This window comes from Photobacterium ganghwense, assembly GCF_017329545.1.
In the GTDB taxonomy this organism is placed as follows: domain Bacteria; phylum Pseudomonadota; class Gammaproteobacteria; order Enterobacterales; family Vibrionaceae; genus Photobacterium; species Photobacterium ganghwense.
This window is the reverse complement of record NZ_CP071325.1, coordinates 1,227,359-1,246,828: the sequence shown is the minus strand read 5'-3', so window position 1 is coordinate 1,246,828 and position 19,470 is coordinate 1,227,359. Positions and strand designations below refer to the sequence as shown.

At 51.3% G+C, this 19,470-nt stretch carries 12 protein-coding genes; 2 read left to right on the top strand and 10 right to left on the bottom strand.

What is annotated here, in order from left to right; all coding sequences use genetic code 11:
• Positions 1-353 precede the first annotated feature (353 nt).
• Both FH974_RS05950 and FH974_RS05945 read right to left on the bottom strand, forming a co-directional pair.
• A complete protein-coding gene (locus FH974_RS05950) occupies positions 354-1,073 on the bottom strand; it encodes an SIMPL domain-containing protein (RefSeq protein WP_047883430.1) in 720 nt (239 codons plus the stop codon).
• A 239-nt stretch (positions 1,074-1,312) separates the two neighbouring features.
• Positions 1,313-2,044 carry a riboflavin synthase subunit alpha gene (locus FH974_RS05945; protein ID WP_207103564.1) on the bottom strand — a complete coding sequence of 244 codons (732 nt, stop codon included), beginning with the start codon at positions 2,042-2,044 and terminating at the stop codon, positions 1,313-1,315.
• 532 nt (positions 2,045-2,576) lie between these two features.
• Between FH974_RS05945 and FH974_RS05940 the strand changes: the two genes are divergently transcribed.
• Entirely contained in the window at positions 2,577-3,218 is a 642-nt protein-coding gene (locus tag FH974_RS05940; RefSeq protein ID WP_047883428.1) for a LysE family translocator, read from the top strand.
• Positions 3,219-3,339: 121 nt separating this feature from the next.
• Here FH974_RS05940 and treC read toward each other — a convergent pair whose 3' ends face one another.
• The 3 genes from treC to treR all read right to left on the bottom strand — a co-directional run bounded on the left by treC (position 3,340) and on the right by treR (position 7,708).
• Positions 3,340-5,016 carry an alpha,alpha-phosphotrehalase gene (treC, locus tag FH974_RS05935; RefSeq protein ID WP_207103682.1) on the bottom strand — a complete coding sequence of 559 codons (1,677 nt, stop codon included), beginning with the start codon at positions 5,014-5,016 and terminating at the stop codon, positions 3,340-3,342.
• 70 nt (positions 5,017-5,086) lie between these two features.
• Positions 5,087-6,532, bottom strand: a complete 1,446-nt coding sequence (gene treB, locus FH974_RS05930) for a PTS trehalose transporter subunit IIBC (RefSeq protein ID WP_207103563.1) — start codon at positions 6,530-6,532, stop codon at positions 5,087-5,089.
• Between the two features lie 231 nt (positions 6,533-6,763).
• Positions 6,764-7,708, bottom strand: coding sequence for a trehalose operon repressor TreR (treR, locus tag FH974_RS05925; protein ID WP_047883425.1), 945 nt, complete (start codon positions 7,706-7,708; stop codon positions 6,764-6,766).
• Between the two features lie 366 nt (positions 7,709-8,074).
• Here treR and FH974_RS05920 point away from each other — a divergent pair, with 366 nt between their 5' ends.
• Positions 8,075-9,241: a Card1-like endonuclease domain-containing protein gene (locus FH974_RS05920; RefSeq protein ID WP_047883424.1), complete on the top strand. Its 1,167-nt coding sequence runs from the start codon at positions 8,075-8,077 to the stop codon at positions 9,239-9,241.
• Between the two features lie 183 nt (positions 9,242-9,424).
• Here the strand turns inward: FH974_RS05920 and ygjK are convergent, their stop codons facing one another.
• The 5 genes from ygjK to FH974_RS05895 all read right to left on the bottom strand — a co-directional run bounded on the left by ygjK (position 9,425) and on the right by FH974_RS05895 (position 19,469).
• Positions 9,425-11,998, bottom strand: coding sequence for an alpha-glucosidase (ygjK, locus tag FH974_RS05915; protein ID WP_207103562.1), 2,574 nt, complete (start codon positions 11,996-11,998; stop codon positions 9,425-9,427).
• Between the two features lie 785 nt (positions 11,999-12,783).
• Positions 12,784-13,551, bottom strand: a complete 768-nt coding sequence (gene udp / locus FH974_RS05910) for a uridine phosphorylase (RefSeq protein ID WP_047883422.1) — start codon at positions 13,549-13,551, stop codon at positions 12,784-12,786.
• Positions 13,552-14,026: 475 nt separating this feature from the next.
• A complete protein-coding gene (locus FH974_RS05905) occupies positions 14,027-15,976 on the bottom strand; it encodes a HAMP domain-containing methyl-accepting chemotaxis protein (RefSeq protein WP_053061699.1) in 1,950 nt (649 codons plus the stop codon).
• A gap of 455 nt (positions 15,977-16,431) precedes the next feature.
• Entirely contained in the window at positions 16,432-18,870 is a 2,439-nt protein-coding gene (locus tag FH974_RS05900) for a zinc/cadmium/mercury/lead-transporting ATPase (protein ID WP_207103561.1), read from the bottom strand.
• A gap of 125 nt (positions 18,871-18,995) precedes the next feature.
• The gene (locus FH974_RS05895; RefSeq protein ID WP_047883420.1) at positions 18,996-19,469 is read right to left on the bottom strand and encodes a response regulator; all 474 of its coding nucleotides are present in this window, start codon (positions 19,467-19,469) and stop codon (positions 18,996-18,998) included.
• Between the last annotated feature and the right edge of the window lies 1 nt (position 19,470).

The window sequence follows — 19,470 nt, the reverse complement described above, 5'->3', positions numbered from 1 at the left end:
ATGAAAAGGCGTAATGAAAATGCACTCAATTCCGGATAACAAACAACGTCACTAGCAGTTCCCACGGCAAACGGTTCTCAGGACAACCGATGTCCATGTGGCCCGTGAAGACAGAAACAGCCCTGTGGGTCGTTCTCGGCTTGATGCTTGAGCGTTGAAACAGCAAAGCCGCTTGAACCACCAGCGAATACCCTGACGGTGCAATAACAGGCTCAAGAACGGAATGCCTCAGGAGGAATACCTTGCCGCCGAAGCGGCATGGCATCTGAAACGATGATGGTTTATATCGAGATCTTGGGTCAGAACTGTCAGCGTGAGGGCAACGTTTTTGCACCCTTACGCCATCTGCACGATTAATCTGACAGGTAATACTCAACGGTTGAGACAACACGGATACGTTTGATATGAGGGTTATTTCGATCCCGTGCTGCAATGCTGAATTGCCCCTGCGAGGCTTTACGAATTTTGCCTAAATCGCTGTGAGAGTCCTGCGCAAATTTTTCGGCTACTTCCCGGGCATTCTGGGTGGCTTCCTGAATCATTTCCGGCTTCACGTCGTTCAGACGGGTAAACAGGTATTCAGTCTGGCTTTGGTAGTTATCCCCGGTAAAAACAATGCCCTGTTTACCCAATTCAGACAACGAACTCATGACCGACCGGGCGGCATCAATATTTTTGGAATACACCGTCACTGTCTGAAACGCGGTATAACGGAATTTCGCCTCGGCATCATTACCGTATTGCTGTGCCGATTTATCGGTAATCGCCGGTGATGACACGGATATATCCGCCTCTGCGATGCCATTTCTCAATAGATAAGTGCGAATTTTATGGGTCTGGTCATCAATGCTCTTATACAGCTCCGTCAGATCATTCCCGGCCACATTAAACTGGATCGGCCAGATCACAATGTCAGCCTTGTACTCGCGCTCTGACAACCCTTTCACCGTGACGGTGCGGTCATACATTTTGTACTGAATCGCAGCCTGACCCAAAATATAGCCTAACGCCGAAAGGCCAAGCAGCACGCATATCCCCAGCACAATCAGGCCGGATTTATCGGAACGTTCCATGTCTGTCTCCTTTATCTGTTGTGCTTACCACCACCCATCCTACTTCACTGCACAACGTGACTAGCTAGGTATGGTGAGTTGTAGCTAAGTATGGCTAAACTGTTCATTGATAAAATCAGCGAGGGGTTGTCCTACTCGGCGGACGCTATCATCGGTTCCGTAAGCACCGGCTCGGCGCTATCTATGGCCGTCAGAAACTGCGCCAGCCGCAGACAACTGGCGCATTTACCAAGAGGTAATCAGGACGTTTCACGACAAGGCAACGACGATGTCTGCTCTTTCGCCGGTTGGGCCAGTGCATTCATATCGATCCCCTGTTCAGCCAGCAGCTTTTCAAACATTGGCATCAGCGGCCCCAGGTTCTCAGTCAGGGTATCTCTGACAGTATCAACCACCACCTGCGTACCCCGCTCAATCTCCACATTCACATGTTCACCAACTCGCTTGGCTTCCAGGTTTGTCGTACGGCGGGTTTCCGGAATCAACCAGACTTCAAACCAGCCCGAGTCTTTATTCACAGCAGATACCGTCAGGCTGGCACCATTAATGGCAATATAACCTTTCGGGAAAATGTAGCGCTTCCACTCGTCACACAGCACAAAGCGCAGGCAGTGATTATCGTCTATTCGGGTGATCTGCAAAATCGGTGTGTGAAAATCAATGTGGCCCGACAACGGATGGCCACCAATTTCGGCTCCGTCCTTGGCGGCTCGCTCAACATTGACGATATCCCCTTTCAGGTAGCGATCCAACGCCGTCGTCTCCAGACTCGGCAACATGATGTCCAAACTGACCCGTGTTTCTGACAGGATTTTCGTTACAGTCAGACAAACACCGTCAACGGCGATGCTGGCGCCAACTTCCAGCCCGTCACAAAAGCCTTTTTTAAACTTCAGGATAAAGGTTTGAATTCCGTTTTCATCGCTGATGTCATCGATGAATGCCACTGATTGAACAATTCCTGTAAACATAACGTGTCCTTTTCAAATAGCTATGGTCTGAGAGTGAACTGATAACTATAGAAGTGATTGCGCACTGTCGCACCTTACTTACTATCCGGTCAGTACTCTCATCACAGTCTATTAATGAGGCTTAAAAAGGGTCAGTATATCGAGCACAATCTGATAGACATCACAGGGCATATACAGTTGCAAATCCGCCTTCCCCATTGTTAACCGGTTAACGACAAATATGCTACCGCCCAAGATCACACAATCCCGTCACGATAAAATCACTTACCCACCAAGTAAGCAATTGATTGTATATATGACGTTAATTGATTGCTATAAAAATACCGGGCAGATGTGAAAAGAACGCGTAAAACGCCAGCCAGCTCACGCCACACTTTCAGTGTGATGTTTTTTTGACCACTCAAATCAGAACATCTCTCCACTCACTCATGTTAAAACAGATCTAATTACCACCAATCAAGTTAAAAACAGTTCAATTTGACCATCACAATCGGTAGAATCCAGCTCCTTCTAAACCAACCCAGATAAGCAAATGATTGATTTTTCCATACTGCCCGTTTACCTCACTGCTGTGATTGCCCTGCTGCTTATTCCGGGGCCGGATATGTTACTGATCGCCAGCTCAAGCCTGAGCTATGGCAAAAAAGTAGGCGTGTTTGCGAGTCTGGGGAATGCAACATCAGGCTTGATCCTGACACTGCTGGCGGCCATGGGCGTATCGGCACTGATTGCCATGAACCCTTTCGCCCTGGAAGTCCTGCGGGTACTGGGCGGCGCCTATCTGCTGAAAATGGGCTGGGACTGTATGCGCACTCAGCCGGCTGATACACCGGAAGTACAAAACAGCCAGAGCCTGGCGACAACCCTGTATCGACGGGCGGTGATCAGTAATCTGCTAAATCCTAAAGCGCTGATTTTCTTTGTTCTCTTTTTGCCGCAATTCGTATCCTCACAGGTAACTGCGAGCTCTGGCGAGCAAATGCTGGTACTGGGACTGCTACTCAATGTGCTCGGCCTGCTGTTTAATCTGTTTCTGGTCACCATGATTGGCAGCCTGGGTCAACCACTGCTGAAAAACGAAAAATTCCGTACCAATCAGCACAAATTCATGGGGCTGATCTTTTTTGTGCTGGCGATCTGGCTGCTGGCCTCGCAAGTGCCTTCAGTCAACTGAATGCCGATTGTGAGCAAGATGCCCGGGGGGGGAGCTGAGCACCCACATCACTGACATTAAACACAAAAAGAGCGCCAAACGGCGCTCTTTTTCATGGTGATACTCAGTACTACCCAAACCATCATTTCGCGATAAGAATAATCCGGGTTTCATAAGGCTGCATGGTAAAGCACGATGTCATCGGTTGCGCCATTACCGCAGAATAGTTCGACAACAGGCACTGCCCATTTGATACAGCCAGGGCTTCTGGTAACTGACACTCCGCCGACTCGCCATAGTAATTATTGATACACAACAAAATCTGGCTGTCTGACTCACGCTTGTAGCAGAATAATTTCTCATGCTGCGGCATCAGGTCGGTATAGTCGCCAGTAGTGATCACGTCCACCTCTTTACGCAGCCTGATCAGCTGGCGATAAAAATGGAACACGGAGTCTTCATCTGCCACCGCTGCTTCTGCGTTGATTTCACGGTAATTACCCGCCACTTCCAGCCATGGCTCAGCCTGAGAAAAACCCGCGTAGGCCGAGTCGTTCCACTGCATTGGCGTTCGGGAGTTATCACGGGATTTCTGCGCCAGAATGGCCAGCATCTCCGCATCGCTCATCCCCTGCTGTTTCACCATGATGTCGTACATATTGGTACTTTCTACATCGCGGTACTGGGTAATGCTGGTGTAACCCGGATTGGTCATACCGATTTCTTCACCCTGATAGACATACGGCGTACCCTGCATCATGTGCACGGATGCGCCCAGCATTTTCGCAGATTCAACCCGATAGCGGGTGTCATTCCCCAGACGGCTGACCACCCGAGGCTGGTCATGGTTACACCAGAACAATGCTCCCCAGCCCTTGCCGTTCAGTCCGGTCTGCCAGTGATTGAAGATTTGTTTAAGTTGGATGAAATCAAATGGCGCTTTGGTCCACTTATCGCCGTTCGGATAATCCACTTTCAGGTGGTGGAAATTGAACACCATCGACAACTCTTTACCATCCAGTGACGAGTACTGCTGGCAATGTGCAAGTGTCGTCGACGACATCTCACCCACTGTCACCGAACCGTATTGCCGGAAAACGGCTTCACTGATCTCCTGCAGATACTCATGAACCCGCGGGCCATCAGTGTAAAAACGTCGGCCATCGCCGCATTCATCATTCGGGAAATCCTGCTGTTTCGAAATCAGGTTGATCACATCCAGCCGGAAACCATCGACCCCTTTTTCCGCCCAGAAGCTAATCACTTGCTTCACTTCTTCCCGTACCTGCGGATTTTCCCAGTTCAGATCCGCTTGCTCTGTAGCGAACAAGTGCAAATAGTACTGACCGGTTGCCTCATCGAGTGCCCACGCGCTGCCGCCGAATTTCGACTGCCAGTTATTCGGGACGTCGCCTTCTACCGGGTCTTTCCAGATATAGTAATCGCGATAAGGACTCTGCTTATCCCCCAACGCCGACTGAAACCAGGCATGTTCAGTAGAAGTATGGTTGACCACAATATCCATGATTATCCGGATACTCTTTTCATGCGCCTGCGCCAGCAGGGCATCGAAATCCGCCATGGTGCCGAATTCCGGATTGATCGCGTAGTAATCCGAGATGTCATAGCCGTTATCCACCATCGGCGAGCGATAAACCGGCGTCAGCCAGATAGCATCCACCCCCAGCGTTTTCAGATAATCCAGCTTAGAGATAATGCCCTGAATATCCCCCGTGCCTTTGCTGCCACTGTCGCAGAAACTTTTCGGATAAATCTGATAAACCGTTGCAGTCCGCCACCATTCATTTTGCGCTTTCATCATAAACCTGCACACTCAAACTACAGAAAAGGTAGCTGGCCACCGCCAGCTACAAAATTAACAGACCGAATCAGGCTGCCGCTTCAGCACTGGCTTCTTCGTCATTGCCCAGTTCACCTTTCGCTTCTGCGCGCTTATACATGAACAGGGTCAGCATCATTGGCACCACAATCGCTACCGCCATCGCCATCAGGTACACCAGCCAGTATTGCGGCTGAATCGACAGAATCCCCGGCAGGCCGCCCACACCAATGCCATTCGCCATGACTCCGGCACTGCCGCAGATCGCCGCCGCCAAACCAGAGCCAATCATGGCGCTCAGCATCGGGAATTTGTATTTCAGGTTAATCCCGTACATTGCCGGCTCGGTGACCCCGAGGTAGGCCGAGATAGCTGCTGGCACCGAGATTTCACGTTCATTGTGTTTCTTGCTGATGAGGATAATGCCTACCACCGCCGATGCCTGGGCAATGTTCGACAAGGCAATCAGCGGCCAGATAGGTGTGCCGCCCATCGACTGCATCAATTGCAGGTCAACGGCATTGGTGGTGTGGTGGATACCGGTAATCACCAGCGGGGCATAGAGGAAACCAAAAATCATGGCGCCCAGAATCGCAAAGTCACCAGTCATCGCCGCACGTGCAGCCGCACCGACAGCATCACCCAGCATGCGACCAAACGGGCCGATCAATGCGTGTGCCAGCACCACGGACACCACGATAGAGATGAACGGCACGATCACCAGATACAGGTACGCTGGAATAATCTTCTTCAGATTGGTTTCAATCAGCGCCAGAGCAATACCTGCCAGCATGGCCGGGATCACCTGTGCCTGATACCCGACTTTTTCAATCACAAACCAGCCAAAGTCCCACACTTCCGGTGCCTGCTGGCCAATCAGGTAAGCATTCATCAGTTGCGGTGACACCAGCGTGATCCCCAGTACAATCCCGAGGATAGGTGTTCCGCCCATCTTCCGGACGGTTGACCAGCACACCCCGACAGGCAGGAAGAAGAAAATAGCCTCGCCGATCAGCCACAAGAAAGAATGCACCGTCGCCCAGAACTGACTGATTTCCGTCAGCGTCTGGCCATCGAACATTTTGATGTCGCCAATCACGTTCCGGAACCCCAGAATCAGGCCCCCGGTAATGATAGCTGGCAGCAACGGGACAAAAATTTCGGCCAGATGGGAGATCCCGCGCTCCAGAATGTTCATGTTCTGACGGGCCGCGACTTTCGCTTCTTCTTTGCTCGCCCCGCCTTTGCCCGTCAATTCGGTCAGCATCTTATAGACCTGATCCACCTCAGTGCCGATCACCACCTGAAACTGGCCGGCATTGGTGAAACAACCTTTGACCATCGGAATCTGTTCAATCGCTTTAATATCCGCTTTATCTGTATCGGCCAGTACAAAGCGGAGGCGGGTCAGGCAGTGACTGACACTGGCGATGTTCTCGCTTCCTCCGACTTGTTCGAGCAGGCGCTCCACCTGTTGTTGGGTAATCTTACTCATGCCGTTGTCCATCGTTATTGAAATAGGAATGTTGTATTTTTCGTCGCACATTTTTGCCTGTATCGGCAGGCTTTTGCCATGTATGGGAATGTTCCCAACAGGTAGTAACAATCATTCCAAAAACTGCTCACATTGAAAATGGGAACATTCCCATTGCGTGAATCAGTTCACACCTTGCTGTTAAGAAAGTCTAGCTGGATCTGCCAGCAACGATGGACAATGACGAAGTGATCAGACGGATGCCTGCTGCACCAGATGAGTTATGCCTGCCGGTTCTGAAAGCTGCCGGATTAACAAGCGGGCGGATTCTGCCCCGGCCTGGTAGTAGCCGGGATCAATACTGAAGGTATTGGGAAATAAGAAAGAAAGCAGTGATGTCGCGCCAACACCGGAGACCTGAACGTCAGTGCGCCCCAGTTCCTGCAGGCGCTTGGCTACGCCCATGGCAAGGGTGTCACTGGCGCAGACGATGGCCTGCGTTTCAGCGAGCAGCACCTTGTCAGTCAGGTGGTAAGCGCTTTCATAACTAAGCTGGCCGGTTTGAAAACAAGGCGAAATGCCCAGCCGCTCGCAGCATTCTTTGTACGCATTCAAACGCATCAGACCCGTTGTTCGGTCACTCTCATCCACCCCGATATAACTAATGGCTTCAAGGCCCTGCTCCACCAGCTTATTCACCGCCAGTTCAATCAGCCCCTTGTGATCATAATCGACCGAAGATACCTGATCGGTATCCACCGCAATGACGACCGCACGGTGACCAAAGGTTTCAATGGCCGACATATCGCACCCGGAAAAACCGAACACAATCACCCCATCGACATTGCGCCTGGTCAGCACCTCGAGGTGCTCATTGGTTTTTTCTGCGCTGAACTGGCTTTCCATGATGACGGCATCGTAACCCGCCTGGTAGATCACATCGAGGATACCGCTGACGGCTTTATTTTCTGACGGGGAGTCAAGACGCGACAGAATCACCCCTACCACTTTGGCGCTGCCGCCGCGCATCGCCTGCGCTGACTTTGAGGGCACATAACCGGATTCGCGAATCACCTGTTCCACTTTTTCCCGGGTCGCAGGCTTCACTTTAGGATCGTTAGTTAATACGCGCGAAACCGTGGATTTTCCGACACCGGCAAGCTTGGCAATATCTAGGATGGTCAGTTTCTGGGTCATGACTCGTACAGGTTGATGATTTCCCGTTTATTGTCACTGCCAGCACAATAATTTCAATCTTTTTCCCGAAATTTACGGCAGGTTTCCTGGCTTACATAACAAAGTGCGGGCGGAAATTACGTCCTGAAATCTGGATTTACGAATTTTTATTTATGCTGACAAAGACTTACATTACTCAGACATTTCTTTGATTTGCTTGGCTTAGAGTAAAGCTTCCCGGGTATGACTTGAAATTCTGACACTCGGGCCACATATATTAAGAAAGACAATGAAAAGCGTTATTTTAATGACCTTACTATCCGGAGCTGACTTTTATGTACCCTGTTGATTGCCGGAGTAAGTCACTGAAAGCGCCTAAGGATAATTATGATTACTCACGTTGGCATTATTGATCAAGATCCTGTCAGACTGATCACCCCGCTTCTCGATCACGGCATTCCTTCTGACAAGATGATTTTTCTCGGTACGGCTTCTCAACAGGATCAATATGAACGCCTTGCCTCTATTCTGACTCCCCGTCACATCGACACCGAATTCTGGGTTATCCCCGACTCTATCAACGTTACCAAAATCCGCGCCACCGTGATTGAGCTGGCGGAACGCCTCAAGAAAGAAAACACCGATGTCTGGTTCAATGCCAGCTGTGGTCTGCGTCACCGCCTGCTCTCTGCTTACGAAGTGTTTCGTACCTACCACTGGCCGATTTATGTCATCGAACCATTCAGCGATGAGATGTGCTGGCTTTATCCGGCCGACCGCGAACAACAGCAGGTTGAAGACCGCATTCAGCTGACCGATTACCTGACCATTTTTGGTGCCCGTTGCGAACTGCCGGAATCTCAGGTACCAGAAGCCCTGAACGAGCAACTGTGGGAACTGGGCCAACGCTGGGCTAGTGCGGCACTGGAACTGGGGCCGGGTCTGGCGACACTAAACTACCTGGCGACCACCTGCCGTAAAGAACAAAAACTGGACGTTGAACTGAGTGACAAGCAGCAAGGCTATAAAGAGCTGGGCATGCTGATTAATGATTTAGAGGAAACCGGACTGGCCAATTACCAAGACGGTGTACTGACCTTTAAGCATGAAGAGGCCCGTCGCTTTGCCAACGGTGAGTGGCTGGAGAACCTGGTGCACAGCACAGTGCGTGCGATTCAGAACGATCTGCCGACCATTCAGGATCACTCCCTTGGGGTGCAGGTTTACCGCCAAATCGGCGACCGTGAAGTACGTAACGAGCTGGATGTGGCAACCGTGGTGAACAACAAACTCCACATCATTGAATGTAAAACTAAAGGCATGCGTGATGACGGCGACGACACCTTGTATAAGCTGGAATCGCTGCGAGATCTGCTGGGTGGCCTGCAGGCGCGCGCAATGCTAGTCAGCTTCCGTCCGCTGCGTCACCACGATCTGGTCCGCGCTCAGGATCTGGGTCTGGCGATTATCGGGCCGGAGCAGTTAGGTGATTTGCAGACACATCTGCATCAGTGGTTCAAAGCGGCGGGAGGCCAGAGCCAGGATTTGGCCTAAGTCTGCGCAATGCTGCTGACAGCTGCCCACAAAAGACAAACAAAACTGCCACGACTGTGGCGGTTTTGTTTTTATGACGGTTCTTTTTCTGAAGGGGTCTTTTTTCGGTTCTGTGCTTCTATCCTTCGACCTCTACCTTTGCCCTTCTTTCTCACTCAAGCCTGAGGATAATACCTTCTCACGCTATTTGGTTTCTTTGAAGAAGTCCCGATACAGCATGTAAAGATGCGCCGCACTCCATGAGAAGTTGCTCGCGCCCTGCACGGCACCGGTTTCCGGGTTATAGTTCTCTCGAATCGCGCCGTCACCCACCATGCCTTCGGCATTGCTGAACAAGGCGTTGGCCAGTTGCACCGCTTCTTCACCGTAGCCGTATTGCTTCATGCCCTGCACCCCAAAATAGAACTGATCCAGCCAGACGCGACCACGCCAGTAAATATCGGCATGATACGCCGGGTTGCTCTGCGACGCAGTTGGCAGCGAAATACCGGCCCCTTCATACTTCAATGCGGTGTTAAACTCTTCTGCATTGAGCATTGTGTTCACAACTTTATCCGCCGTTGCCTGCGTCGCTGCGCCATTAAACAGCGGTCCCCAGCCTTCAGGGCCGCGGCCACGGGCTACGATTGGCTCACCCGCACAGGCCACGCCATTTTTCATCACTGGAGCAAGCTTGCCGTTCGGGTCGACGTTCATCTGAATGTCGTAAAAAAACTGGCTTTCTGCATCGAACATACAGGTGTTGATATAGGTATGCAGCGCTTCAGCGCCATCAAGAAACTCCTGTGCTCGCTGTTTGCCCGGTACCGACTTGGACACAAGCGCCGCCATTTCGGCCAGATATTTGTTGTCTGAGTACATGTATGAAGCCTGATCAACCGACTCCTGCAACATGGAGAATCCCAGTAGTTCACCGTTATCATCCCGGTTTTCCGCAAAACGTACTTCCCAGTCTTTTCTTGCTGCCGACAGATTACCGCCATAGTGGCTGTCGGCATAAGCTTGCAACTGTTCGTCCGAAATAAAGCCAAACCGGGCAGCATTGTCCATTCCGGATTCCCAGCCTGCCGCTTCCTGTGCGCCCACATGCAGCGCGGTGTAATTCACCTCATCCAGGATGGTGTTGTAGTTATCCATTCCCCGCACTTTATAATCGTTGCCTTTGTGCTCCAGCACATCCGCCCCAAACCGTGCATTCAAGTCTTCCGTGGTGGTTACCCACACATACATGTGGCCATCTTCGGTATTGTGAGCCGGATCCACCGCGGCACCGTATTCCGGCACACCGTTGTTATTGTGATCCCGATTTGTCAGCCACCAATCATGATACGCCACCAGTTTAGGATACATTTCATCAATCCAGGCCTGTGCATCTGCCGGACGGTTAAATTCATCTTTCAACGCATGGTAGACTTCCATCACAGCCCAGGCAGCCAGTGACGGCTTGGTGTTTCTCTCATTCCAGTTTTCTGACCCGGCACCGCCCCGGCTCTGCGGCAAGGAATAGCTGACCACATCCAGCAAGTATCCCTGGTCCTGCGGACGGATAGGGTCATTGCCTTTGACCTGATACTCAAACACCGTACGGATATTATCCATCGCCACATCCGGGTTGAAATGCGCCATGGCGTAAGCCTGTTTCCAGGTATCCCACGGCCAAGTCAGATTACCAGAGAACCAGCGAGCCGTGACGGAAGGCGTTACGGTTGACTGGTGAATATCCCCGGCTGCCGAACGCCAGTTGCCGTTCAGGGTCATCATCGCTTTAACCCCCACACGAGCCTGAGCTTCCGTTGCCTGCTGATTCACCATGCCCGATGCAATATACGAGTTCCAACGCTCATCCGTAGCCAGCATATAAGGCTGCGGATTAGCAAGAATGTCGTTGATTTTGCGCGCTTCTTTCTCCACTTCTTCGGCATTATGGAGATGTGAGTACGTGGTGTAGATCTTCACCATGCCATCGGCAGGCACGTGCTGGCCAGCCGTCGATGAGAACGCAATATTATTGCTCTCAACATGGGTCTGGTTAGCCACAGAGCGCACAATCCGGAATTCTGCATCCCCATCATTGCGGATGGCCCAGTTGTCTTTCATCTCGCCGAAACGAATTTTCAGACCGTTTTCAATTGGTTCGATACGGCGCTGGTAATCCGGATACATGTCATCCACTGACATGGTTTCATAACCCGGTGTCGAACGGGCTTTTTCCAACAGCTCACCGTCCCAGGTCAGCGCCAGTTCCATCGCTTTACCGCTGTGGTTGGTAATCTGAGTCTCGACCAGTGAGGTCCGATCCGTCACAAACCGCAGCACCATTTGTACGGTCAGCACGTCTGTTTTGAGAATTTGCACTAATGCGCCCGGCGTGCTGTACACCGTTGCTTCAGCACCTGCGAGATCAATCACTTCCCCGCTCAGGCGATCGGCAATGTGGAGCTTGTCAAATGCCTGTCCTGACATGTAATGCGCATATTCCTGGGTAATCTGCATGATCCCGCCAAATGCCCCATAGCCTTGCTCATCGGCTGGCAACAAATGCCCATGCCACGCCCCTAAATCAACAAATGCGTTGTATTTCAGGTTGCTGTACTCGTCATAGTCACGAAGAAACGCCGGAGATCCGGTGCGGTCGATAACATTTTTGTATGGGCCGGATGGTACGGCGGCGGTTTTCTCATCCTGGGAGCTGCTATTACAGCCCGCCAGCGCAATGACTGAACCTATCAGAGCGGCTAACACTGTGTGTCGAAACATATTGATTCCCTCTTGCTCCCAGTGCCAGCGTCGCCCGGACACAGGGAAAAATGGTGCTGAAAAGAAATTGCCTTGCTCAAAGAAAACAATCGCAATGTCATAAAATACGAAAATTCGGAGGGATAATAATTTGGTAAAACTTTAAGTAAAAGATACAGAAATCACACTTTATTTTTTTAGTGAATCAATTATCAATAGTAAGAATGGAAAACGAAGGGGATAACAATGAATAACTATTTAAAGCGACGGAGAGAGTCTGGACAAAGGATCACACTGTATTGGAATTGAACAGTTAAGCATTTGTTATTACTGATAACTATGGGGATTTTGACGCGTAACTTAATTCGTTACATACAGAAAGAAAGCAGGCAGAGCTATCAGAAAGGTTTCTGGAACAAGGTCACGTATTCCTTGTAAGGCAATGACGGATGGACACAGTGTCGTGCGAAACACTGGTTAAATCATGACATTTTTCAGTTAACACATGCCATTCTTGGCCATAGATTGTTTCGTTAATCTCTCATTTGTAACTCAACGTATCAGCCGTTTTTTAAAGCAACGGACAAGCCCGTTTCTTCGTGTATGCACTCTGTATTCAGTTACAAAAAACGAGTCTCGTCATGGGGGCAATGCGATGAATTTGGCTACCACCGTGCCTGAAAAGAAAAAAACCAGTGCTTTCGCACTGGTTTTTTCATGATTTTTTACCTGATACTAGACTGACGAACAGGCAGAGCGTTTTACACCAAATGAATAGCCGCTCCTGCCGGTCTCAGACTCAGTATTTACTGGGCCAGCATACGGCGTGCAGCTTCAACCACGACTTTGATTGAGCGAGCTTCTGTTTCTTTCAGCGTGGCGTGGTCAGGAATTTCTTTCTGTGTACGGTTGATGATAACACCCGCCACACAACCAGCACGCAGGCCAGAACTTGCACACATGGTCAGCAGCGTGGCTGATTCCATCTCAAAGTTCAGCACGCCCATTTCCTGCCACTCTTTCATTGAGCCCTGGAAACGACGTACCACACGGCCAGAGAATGTGTCGTAACGTTCCTGACCTGGGTAGAAAGTATCACTGGAAGCCGTTACGCCTGTGTGAACGGTTGCACCATCAGCATCACAAGCCGCTTTCATGGCTGTTGCCACATCAAAGTCAGCCACGGCAGGAAATTCCATCGGCGCAAAGTGCAGGCTGGCACCGTCCAGACGCACAGAGCCGGTAGTCACAATCATGTCACCCACATTAATATGCGGCTGGATTGCACCTGTGGTACCGACACGCAGGAAAGTACGAACGCCCAGCTGAGCCAGCTCTTCCACCGCGATAGAAGTTGATGGGCCACCGATACCTGTAGAACACACTACTACTGGCTTGCCGTCCAGCTTGGCACGGTAAACTGTGTACTCACGCGCACTAGCCAGAAATTCAGGATTTTCCATCAGGTTCGCGATTTTCTCTACGCGAGCAGGGTCGCCAGGAATAATCGCCAGTTCAGCACCGTTAAGATCGGCTTTGGTCACACCCAGATGAAATACTGCGTTGTCAGACATAGTCATATCCTTTTTTGTTATTGCCGCCAGATAGGGATAAGAGGCTAGCGGCTCTACGTGAGTTGTTTCACAAGCACTCGATAATCTGTTACTCAAAAGGCTTCGCGTCAGAAGCACTTGTGAAACACAGAATAACGATAGCTCATAGCAACCAATAGTTAAGTGATGATTGTCACATTAAGAGAAAGGTATGACTTTTAAAATTTCAGTTAATAGTGACCATAGTCACATAAAAACGTTTACCTTTGCGATATATCACACTATTTGTTTTGAATATCACCAGTAAAAAAGCCAGCTGCATCTTGCACCCGGCTCTTTACTTGATGGAATTTACAACGATTTTTTGTCCGAGCTCAAAACGTTCGACTCTTTTTTCTGACTCTTTTCTTCTTACTGAAGACCTTAAACCTGTCTCTTTTACCTTTGCCTCTTTTACCTTTGCCTCTTTTACCTCTGTCTTTTATACCTTTGTCCCTTAAACCTTGAACTGGGTCACCATCCCTTTCAATTGCTCTGCCAGCTGCGCAATCTCACTGGTCGCATTCTGACTCTGAGTGGCAGCAACGGCATTCTCCTCTGCAATCCGTCGTACCGACACCACATTTTGGTTGATACTTTCAGCCACCGAACTTTGCTCTTCTGCTGCACTGGCAATTTGCATGTTCATATCATTAATCACACTCACCGCATGAGTAATGGCTTTCAGCGCAGCTCCGGTATCGGCGGCCTGTCCCACGCTGGCAACCGCTTGATCCTTGCCGTGGTTCATCACGGTTACCGCACTTTTCACACCAGACTGAAGCTGTTCAATCAGCGTCTGAATCTCCTCGGTAGATGACTGGGTACGCTGTGCCAGCGAGCGGACTTCATCAGCCACAACAGCGAAACCACGTCCCTGCTCACCGGCTCGTGCGGCTTCAATGGCAGCATTCAGAGCCAGCAGGTTGGTCTGTTCGGCAATTTCCCGAATCACGTTGAGGATCCGGCCAATATTCATGGTCTCTTTCTCGACCTCATGAAGCTTCGCTGAGCAATCCATCACCTGATCAGAGAGCTGATTAATCGACTGAATCGTCTCTTCGACCACCTTCCCACCGACAGTGGCTTCGCGGTCTGCCTGATCGGCCGCTTCCGCCGCCCGTGCCGCATTATCGGCAACGTCATGAACAGTCACGGTCATTTCGTTCATCGCCGTCGCAACCAGTTCCGTCTCCTTTTCCTGCTCTTCAATGCCGTGATTAGACTGCGCTGCAGTCACGGCCAGCTCTTCAGCCGCAGACGCCAGCTCAATACTGGCTGCAGAGATTGTGGTGATCATATTGCGCAGATTCGTGGCGGTATGTTGCACCGCGTCCAGCAACTGGCCGGTTTCATCCTTGCTGTGGTTGTCAATCACCAGCGTCAGATCCCCTTCCGACAACTGGTTCGCCGCCTGCACCGCGCGCCGGATAGGCCCGGTAATCGCCTTGGTGAGGATATATGCTGCCACCGCCCCCGCAATCACCGCCGCCACAGAGAGAATCACGTTCATGGTAATTCGACGGCTGGTCACTGCCACCAACTGTGGCCCGAGCTGATCCTGATCATTTATCACCGACATTTTCACGGCATCCAGATCGGAAGCAATCGCTGGCCCGATTTTATTCAGACTTTCGTAGATCAGGGTATTGCGCGCGTTGATATCGCTATAAATGGTACTCAGGCTGTCCAGATAATCGCGATGGGCGGTGTGAAACTGGCCCAGCAACCCTTTGCGCACCGGATTCGCCACCAGCTGATTAAGACGATTCAAAGGTTCGCTGATTGAAGTGTCCAGCGTTGAACGCGCCATATTAAAATCGGTCTGAAGTCCGGTGTGCAGAAAATCAGTGATATAAAGCCGCCCGGTTTGCAGTACTTCCTGCACTTTAGTGGCAAAGAAAAAGGTCTGGTAATCATTGTCCTGATACGCTGAGTGGGCAATTGATGCCATCGTGCTGAACAGAGTGTCGTAGAGTGGCTCCAGCTTATCTTTACGGACCTGATTGCTCCGTTGGGTCAGCGCTGCCATTTCCTCAAACGACTGATTGTATTCTTTCAAACTATCATCAATTTGAGTGAGCAACGCTGAACGTTCCGGATCATGAACCGACTGACGGGTTTCAGCCATTAAGGTATTCACTTTATCCAGATAACGGGTGAATTGCCGCAGATCTTCATCACGCTGGCTCAACAGGTAGTCTTTGACGTTCATCCTTACCATCAGCATGTTGGCTTCCAGACGTCCGGTCAGATTACTGTCGCGTGCCAGCTCCCGGTAAGAGCCAATCCCCTGCTCGGTATCACGCAGCGCCATGATACTGATGGTCAGGATCACAGACAGCAGACCTAATACAACGGCAAAGCCAATTCCGATTTTCCATCCCAGTTTTAAGTCTCTGACCATAGTGTCCCCCCAACTCCCTGTGTTTTGGCGTGCTCAATTTGTCCCGATCTGTATTAGATATCCTGTATTGAATACAGTGGCGGCAGCGATGTACTCATTTCGCCCCTTCGACATCAATGCCCGACTAAATATATGTTGATGTCAGCTCTTATTGGCAATCACTATGATCAGTTATAGCAAGAAACAGGATGCATATTATTTTTTGTTTCGGATGATTGATAGCGGTCATTATTTAACCATTAATTTTTCAACCAACCGTAAACAGCGTCTTCTCCGCCAACCTCTGGCATGCCAATGCCGAGCCCGCATCATGGGTATTCCCCCACGCCATACAGAAAATCAGTCAGATAAAAAAAGGACACTGTTCGAATAACAGTGTCCTTTGATGATGTAAGAGAGAGGGTCAATTTGCGGGTTGAATACTGTCTGGGGACGGCACTCACCCCGGGGAACCCCTACGATTTAAACTTCAGTAACCGAAGCGCGTTAAGCGTCACCAGCGCGGTAGCGCCACTGTCCGCCAGCACAGCCAGCCATAAGCCGGTCATGCCCAGCAGGGTTGTCACTAGAAAGATCCCCTTAAGCCCAAGAGCTAACGTAATATTCTGGCGAATGTTCGCCAACGTAGCCTGCGACAGGGCAATCATAACCGGTAGTTCCGCCACTCGGTTATGGGTCAGCGCCGCATCAGCCGTTTCCAGCGCGACATCACTCCCGCTGCCCATGGCAATTCCGATTGATGCGGTTTTCATTGCCGGCGCGTCATTAATGCCATCACCAACCATTGCGATCCGGGTATGCTGACTGACCTGCTCGATTTCCTTCACTTTATCTTCCGGCAGCAATCCAGCCCGGTATTCAATGCCGATTTCACGGGCGATCGCAGCGGCAGCGCGAGGGTTATCGCCAGTCAGCATCACCGTGCGGATCCCCATTCCATGCAGCGCTTCAATGGCTGCTGCACTGTCCTGCCGCAGTGTGTCGCGCCAGGCTATCAGCCCGACCGGCTGCTGATTACGGAGCACGACGACCAGCGTTTTCCCTTCGTCTTCGAGAGCGAAAATCTGATCAGCCTGCGGCTTGGTCAGACTGACTGTCTCTGGTAACCGATCGGCCGCAGACAACATCAGTAGTTCACCGTCAATCTCCCCCTGAATACCGCGACCCGGCAGGGCTTTTCGGTGGGCAGCTTCCTGAACCGCTAAGCCACGCGCTTCTGCGGCCGTGATAACCGCTTTGGCTAACGGGTGTGCCGAGCCGACTTCAATGGCCGCGGCCTGACGCAGTAGCCGCTCTTCATCGCCGTCCCAACTGACAATATCGGTTACCGCAGGTTTCCCTTCGGTCAAGGTGCCGGTTTTATCAAAGGCCACGGTTTGAATCCGGCCTAACTGCTCAAGAGCCGCGCCACCTTTAATCAGGGCACCACGACGGGTGGCGGCAGCCAAACCAGACGTAACGGCCGCCGGAATAGAGATCACCAACGCGCAAGGACAGGCAATTAACAGCAATGTGAGCCCTTTATACAGCCAGGCTTCCCAGCTTTGCGCAAAAAACAGCGGCGGAATAACCACAACCAGCGTCGCCAACGCAATCATGGCCGGGGTATACCAGCGGCTGAAGCGATCGACAAAGCGTTCCAGCGGAGCTTTGCGAGATTCCGCCTCTTCAATCAGGTGCAAAATGCGGTCAATGGCATTTTCCCCTTGCCGCGAGACCACTTTCAGCCGTACTACACTGTCAGCTGCCAACGCCCCCGCCATCACGGTTTCTCCCGGGTTGCGTTCAACCGGCACCGATTCGCCGGTCAGAGCACTTTCGTCAAAACTGGCTGCATGTTCGAGCAGAACAACGTCGGCCGGTAATCGGCCACCCGGCGCGACTTCAATAATATCGCCGGGCTGCAGCGCGCTCGCGGCAACCTGTTCGCGTCGACCATCAGACAACAGCCGAGTTGCTTGTTCAGGTACTAAAGCCATCAGCGCTTTGACCCCGCTTCGCGCCTTCGCCGAAGCATAGCCTTCTAACTGCTCACCAATCATGAACAGCAGCAAGACCATGGCAGCTTCCGCTGTTTCCCCCAGATACAGGGCACCAACAGCCGCAACGCTCATCAGAGTCTCGATGGAAAACGGCGAGCCATTTTTGGCAGAGGAGACAGCCTTGCGCACAATCGGCACGAGCCCCAGCAATGTGGTCGCAGCGAACGCCACCGTACCAGTCATGTCATTGAACTGGCTGAGGATGACAGACAGCAACATCATGCCAGCCAGAGTCAGTACCGGCAGATTCGCTTTGAGCAAACTCTGGCTTTCTGATTCCGACGGGGCATTTTCAGCGTCCAGCAGACTGAAGCCGGTTTCTCGTGTTTTGGCGATAATGTCCTCGGAGAGGCTGGCCGCAACGCGTTCTGAAAGGCAGCTGACCACCAGTTTTTCTGTCGCAAACATCACTTTGGCCGACGTCACCCCTTCTAACGCGGAGATGGCCTTTTCAAGTTTGCTGGCACAGCTAGGGCAGTCCATGCCACCGACTTTCCAGCTTAACGTGGCGCGGTCGGGTGGCGGTTCTGCCGTTACTTGCTCTTCGTCAGCGACAGACTCAGCAGAACAGCAGCCACCCTGACTGCAACAGGAGGATTCGGTATCGGCGGGCGCCGACGTGATGCGATTGACAGCAAGGCCAGCGGGCGGTCTGGGCGCAGGCTCCTCATCGCCGGGGGAATCCCCTTCGTTGATCACCGGATCGGTACCGTTAACTGAGCTGCAACTCGACGAACCACAGCAGCTGCCGCCATCATGCTGGTTATTGGCAACCTGAACCGTTGCCGGGCTGTCCTGCCCTGGATGGGCAGCATGAACGTGCAATTTCTTGTTATTACATTGAGCACACATAAGGCCATTCTCCTTAGTTGATAATGGTTTTCATCTCCATATATCCAACTATAAACCTTAGAGCCAAGTCCAAGGTCAAGCGGAGAATGATTTTCTTTGGCACTTACTGCGATGGTCTGTTTCTGTCAGGTCAGCCGCCGGTAAATCACACTGTTGTCTAAGGCATCCAGCCAGGGCTCATAATCCAGCCCCTTATCGAACAGATACTCAGTTACCAGGCTGCGGGCGCGAGCCAACAATGCTTCTGCCTGCCAGGGTTTCTCAAAATAACTTTCGATACGCGCCTGATTAATAGCTGCGATCGTATCCTGATGCGTAGCCTGCCCAGTCAGTAATACCTTCTTGGTCTGGGCGAACCGGACATCCTGCGACACTTCGGTCAGCAGCTCAACGCCGGTTTTACCTGGCATCACATGGTCCGAAATCAACAGCGCGACGTACTCTCCGGCAGCATCCAGCTCATCTATCAGGGCCAGGGCTTCATCTGCTGATTCACACCCTTCAACCTGAAAGTACGCATCCAGCGGTGACAAATCCTTTAACACCGCGTTCAGCACTTCCCTTTCATCATCCACGCAGATGATATTCAGTTTATCCATA

What these genes read in the sequence shown, in the direction of transcription:
- treR (WP_047883425.1), bottom strand. Translation starts at nt 7,708, where the DNA reads ATGACCCAGAAACTGACCATCCTAGATATTGCCAAGCTTGCCGGTGTC.
- FH974_RS05905 (WP_053061699.1), bottom strand. Translation starts at nt 15,976, where the DNA reads ATGGTCAGAGACTTAAAACTGGGATGGAAAATCGGAATTGGCTTTGCC.
- ygjK (WP_207103562.1), bottom strand. Translation starts at nt 11,998, where the DNA reads ATGTTTCGACACACAGTGTTAGCCGCTCTGATAGGTTCAGTCATTGCG.
- treB (WP_207103563.1), bottom strand. Translation starts at nt 6,532, where the DNA reads ATGAGTAAGATTACCCAACAACAGGTGGAGCGCCTGCTCGAACAAGTC.
- udp (WP_047883422.1), bottom strand. Translation starts at nt 13,551, where the DNA reads ATGTCTGACAACGCAGTATTTCATCTGGGTGTGACCAAAGCCGATCTT.
- FH974_RS05920 (WP_047883424.1), top strand. Translation starts at nt 8,075, where the DNA reads ATGATTACTCACGTTGGCATTATTGATCAAGATCCTGTCAGACTGATC.
- FH974_RS05945 (WP_207103564.1), bottom strand. Translation starts at nt 2,044, where the DNA reads ATGTTTACAGGAATTGTTCAATCAGTGGCATTCATCGATGACATCAGC.
- treC (WP_207103682.1), bottom strand. Translation starts at nt 5,016, where the DNA reads ATGAAAGCGCAAAATGAATGGTGGCGGACTGCAACGGTTTATCAGATT.
- FH974_RS05900 (WP_207103561.1), bottom strand. Translation starts at nt 18,870, where the DNA reads ATGTGTGCTCAATGTAATAACAAGAAATTGCACGTTCATGCTGCCCAT.
- FH974_RS05940 (WP_047883428.1), top strand. Translation starts at nt 2,577, where the DNA reads ATGATTGATTTTTCCATACTGCCCGTTTACCTCACTGCTGTGATTGCC.
- FH974_RS05895 (WP_047883420.1), bottom strand. Translation starts at nt 19,469, where the DNA reads ATGGATAAACTGAATATCATCTGCGTGGATGATGAAAGGGAAGTGCTG.
- FH974_RS05950 (WP_047883430.1), bottom strand. Translation starts at nt 1,073, where the DNA reads ATGGAACGTTCCGATAAATCCGGCCTGATTGTGCTGGGGATATGCGTG.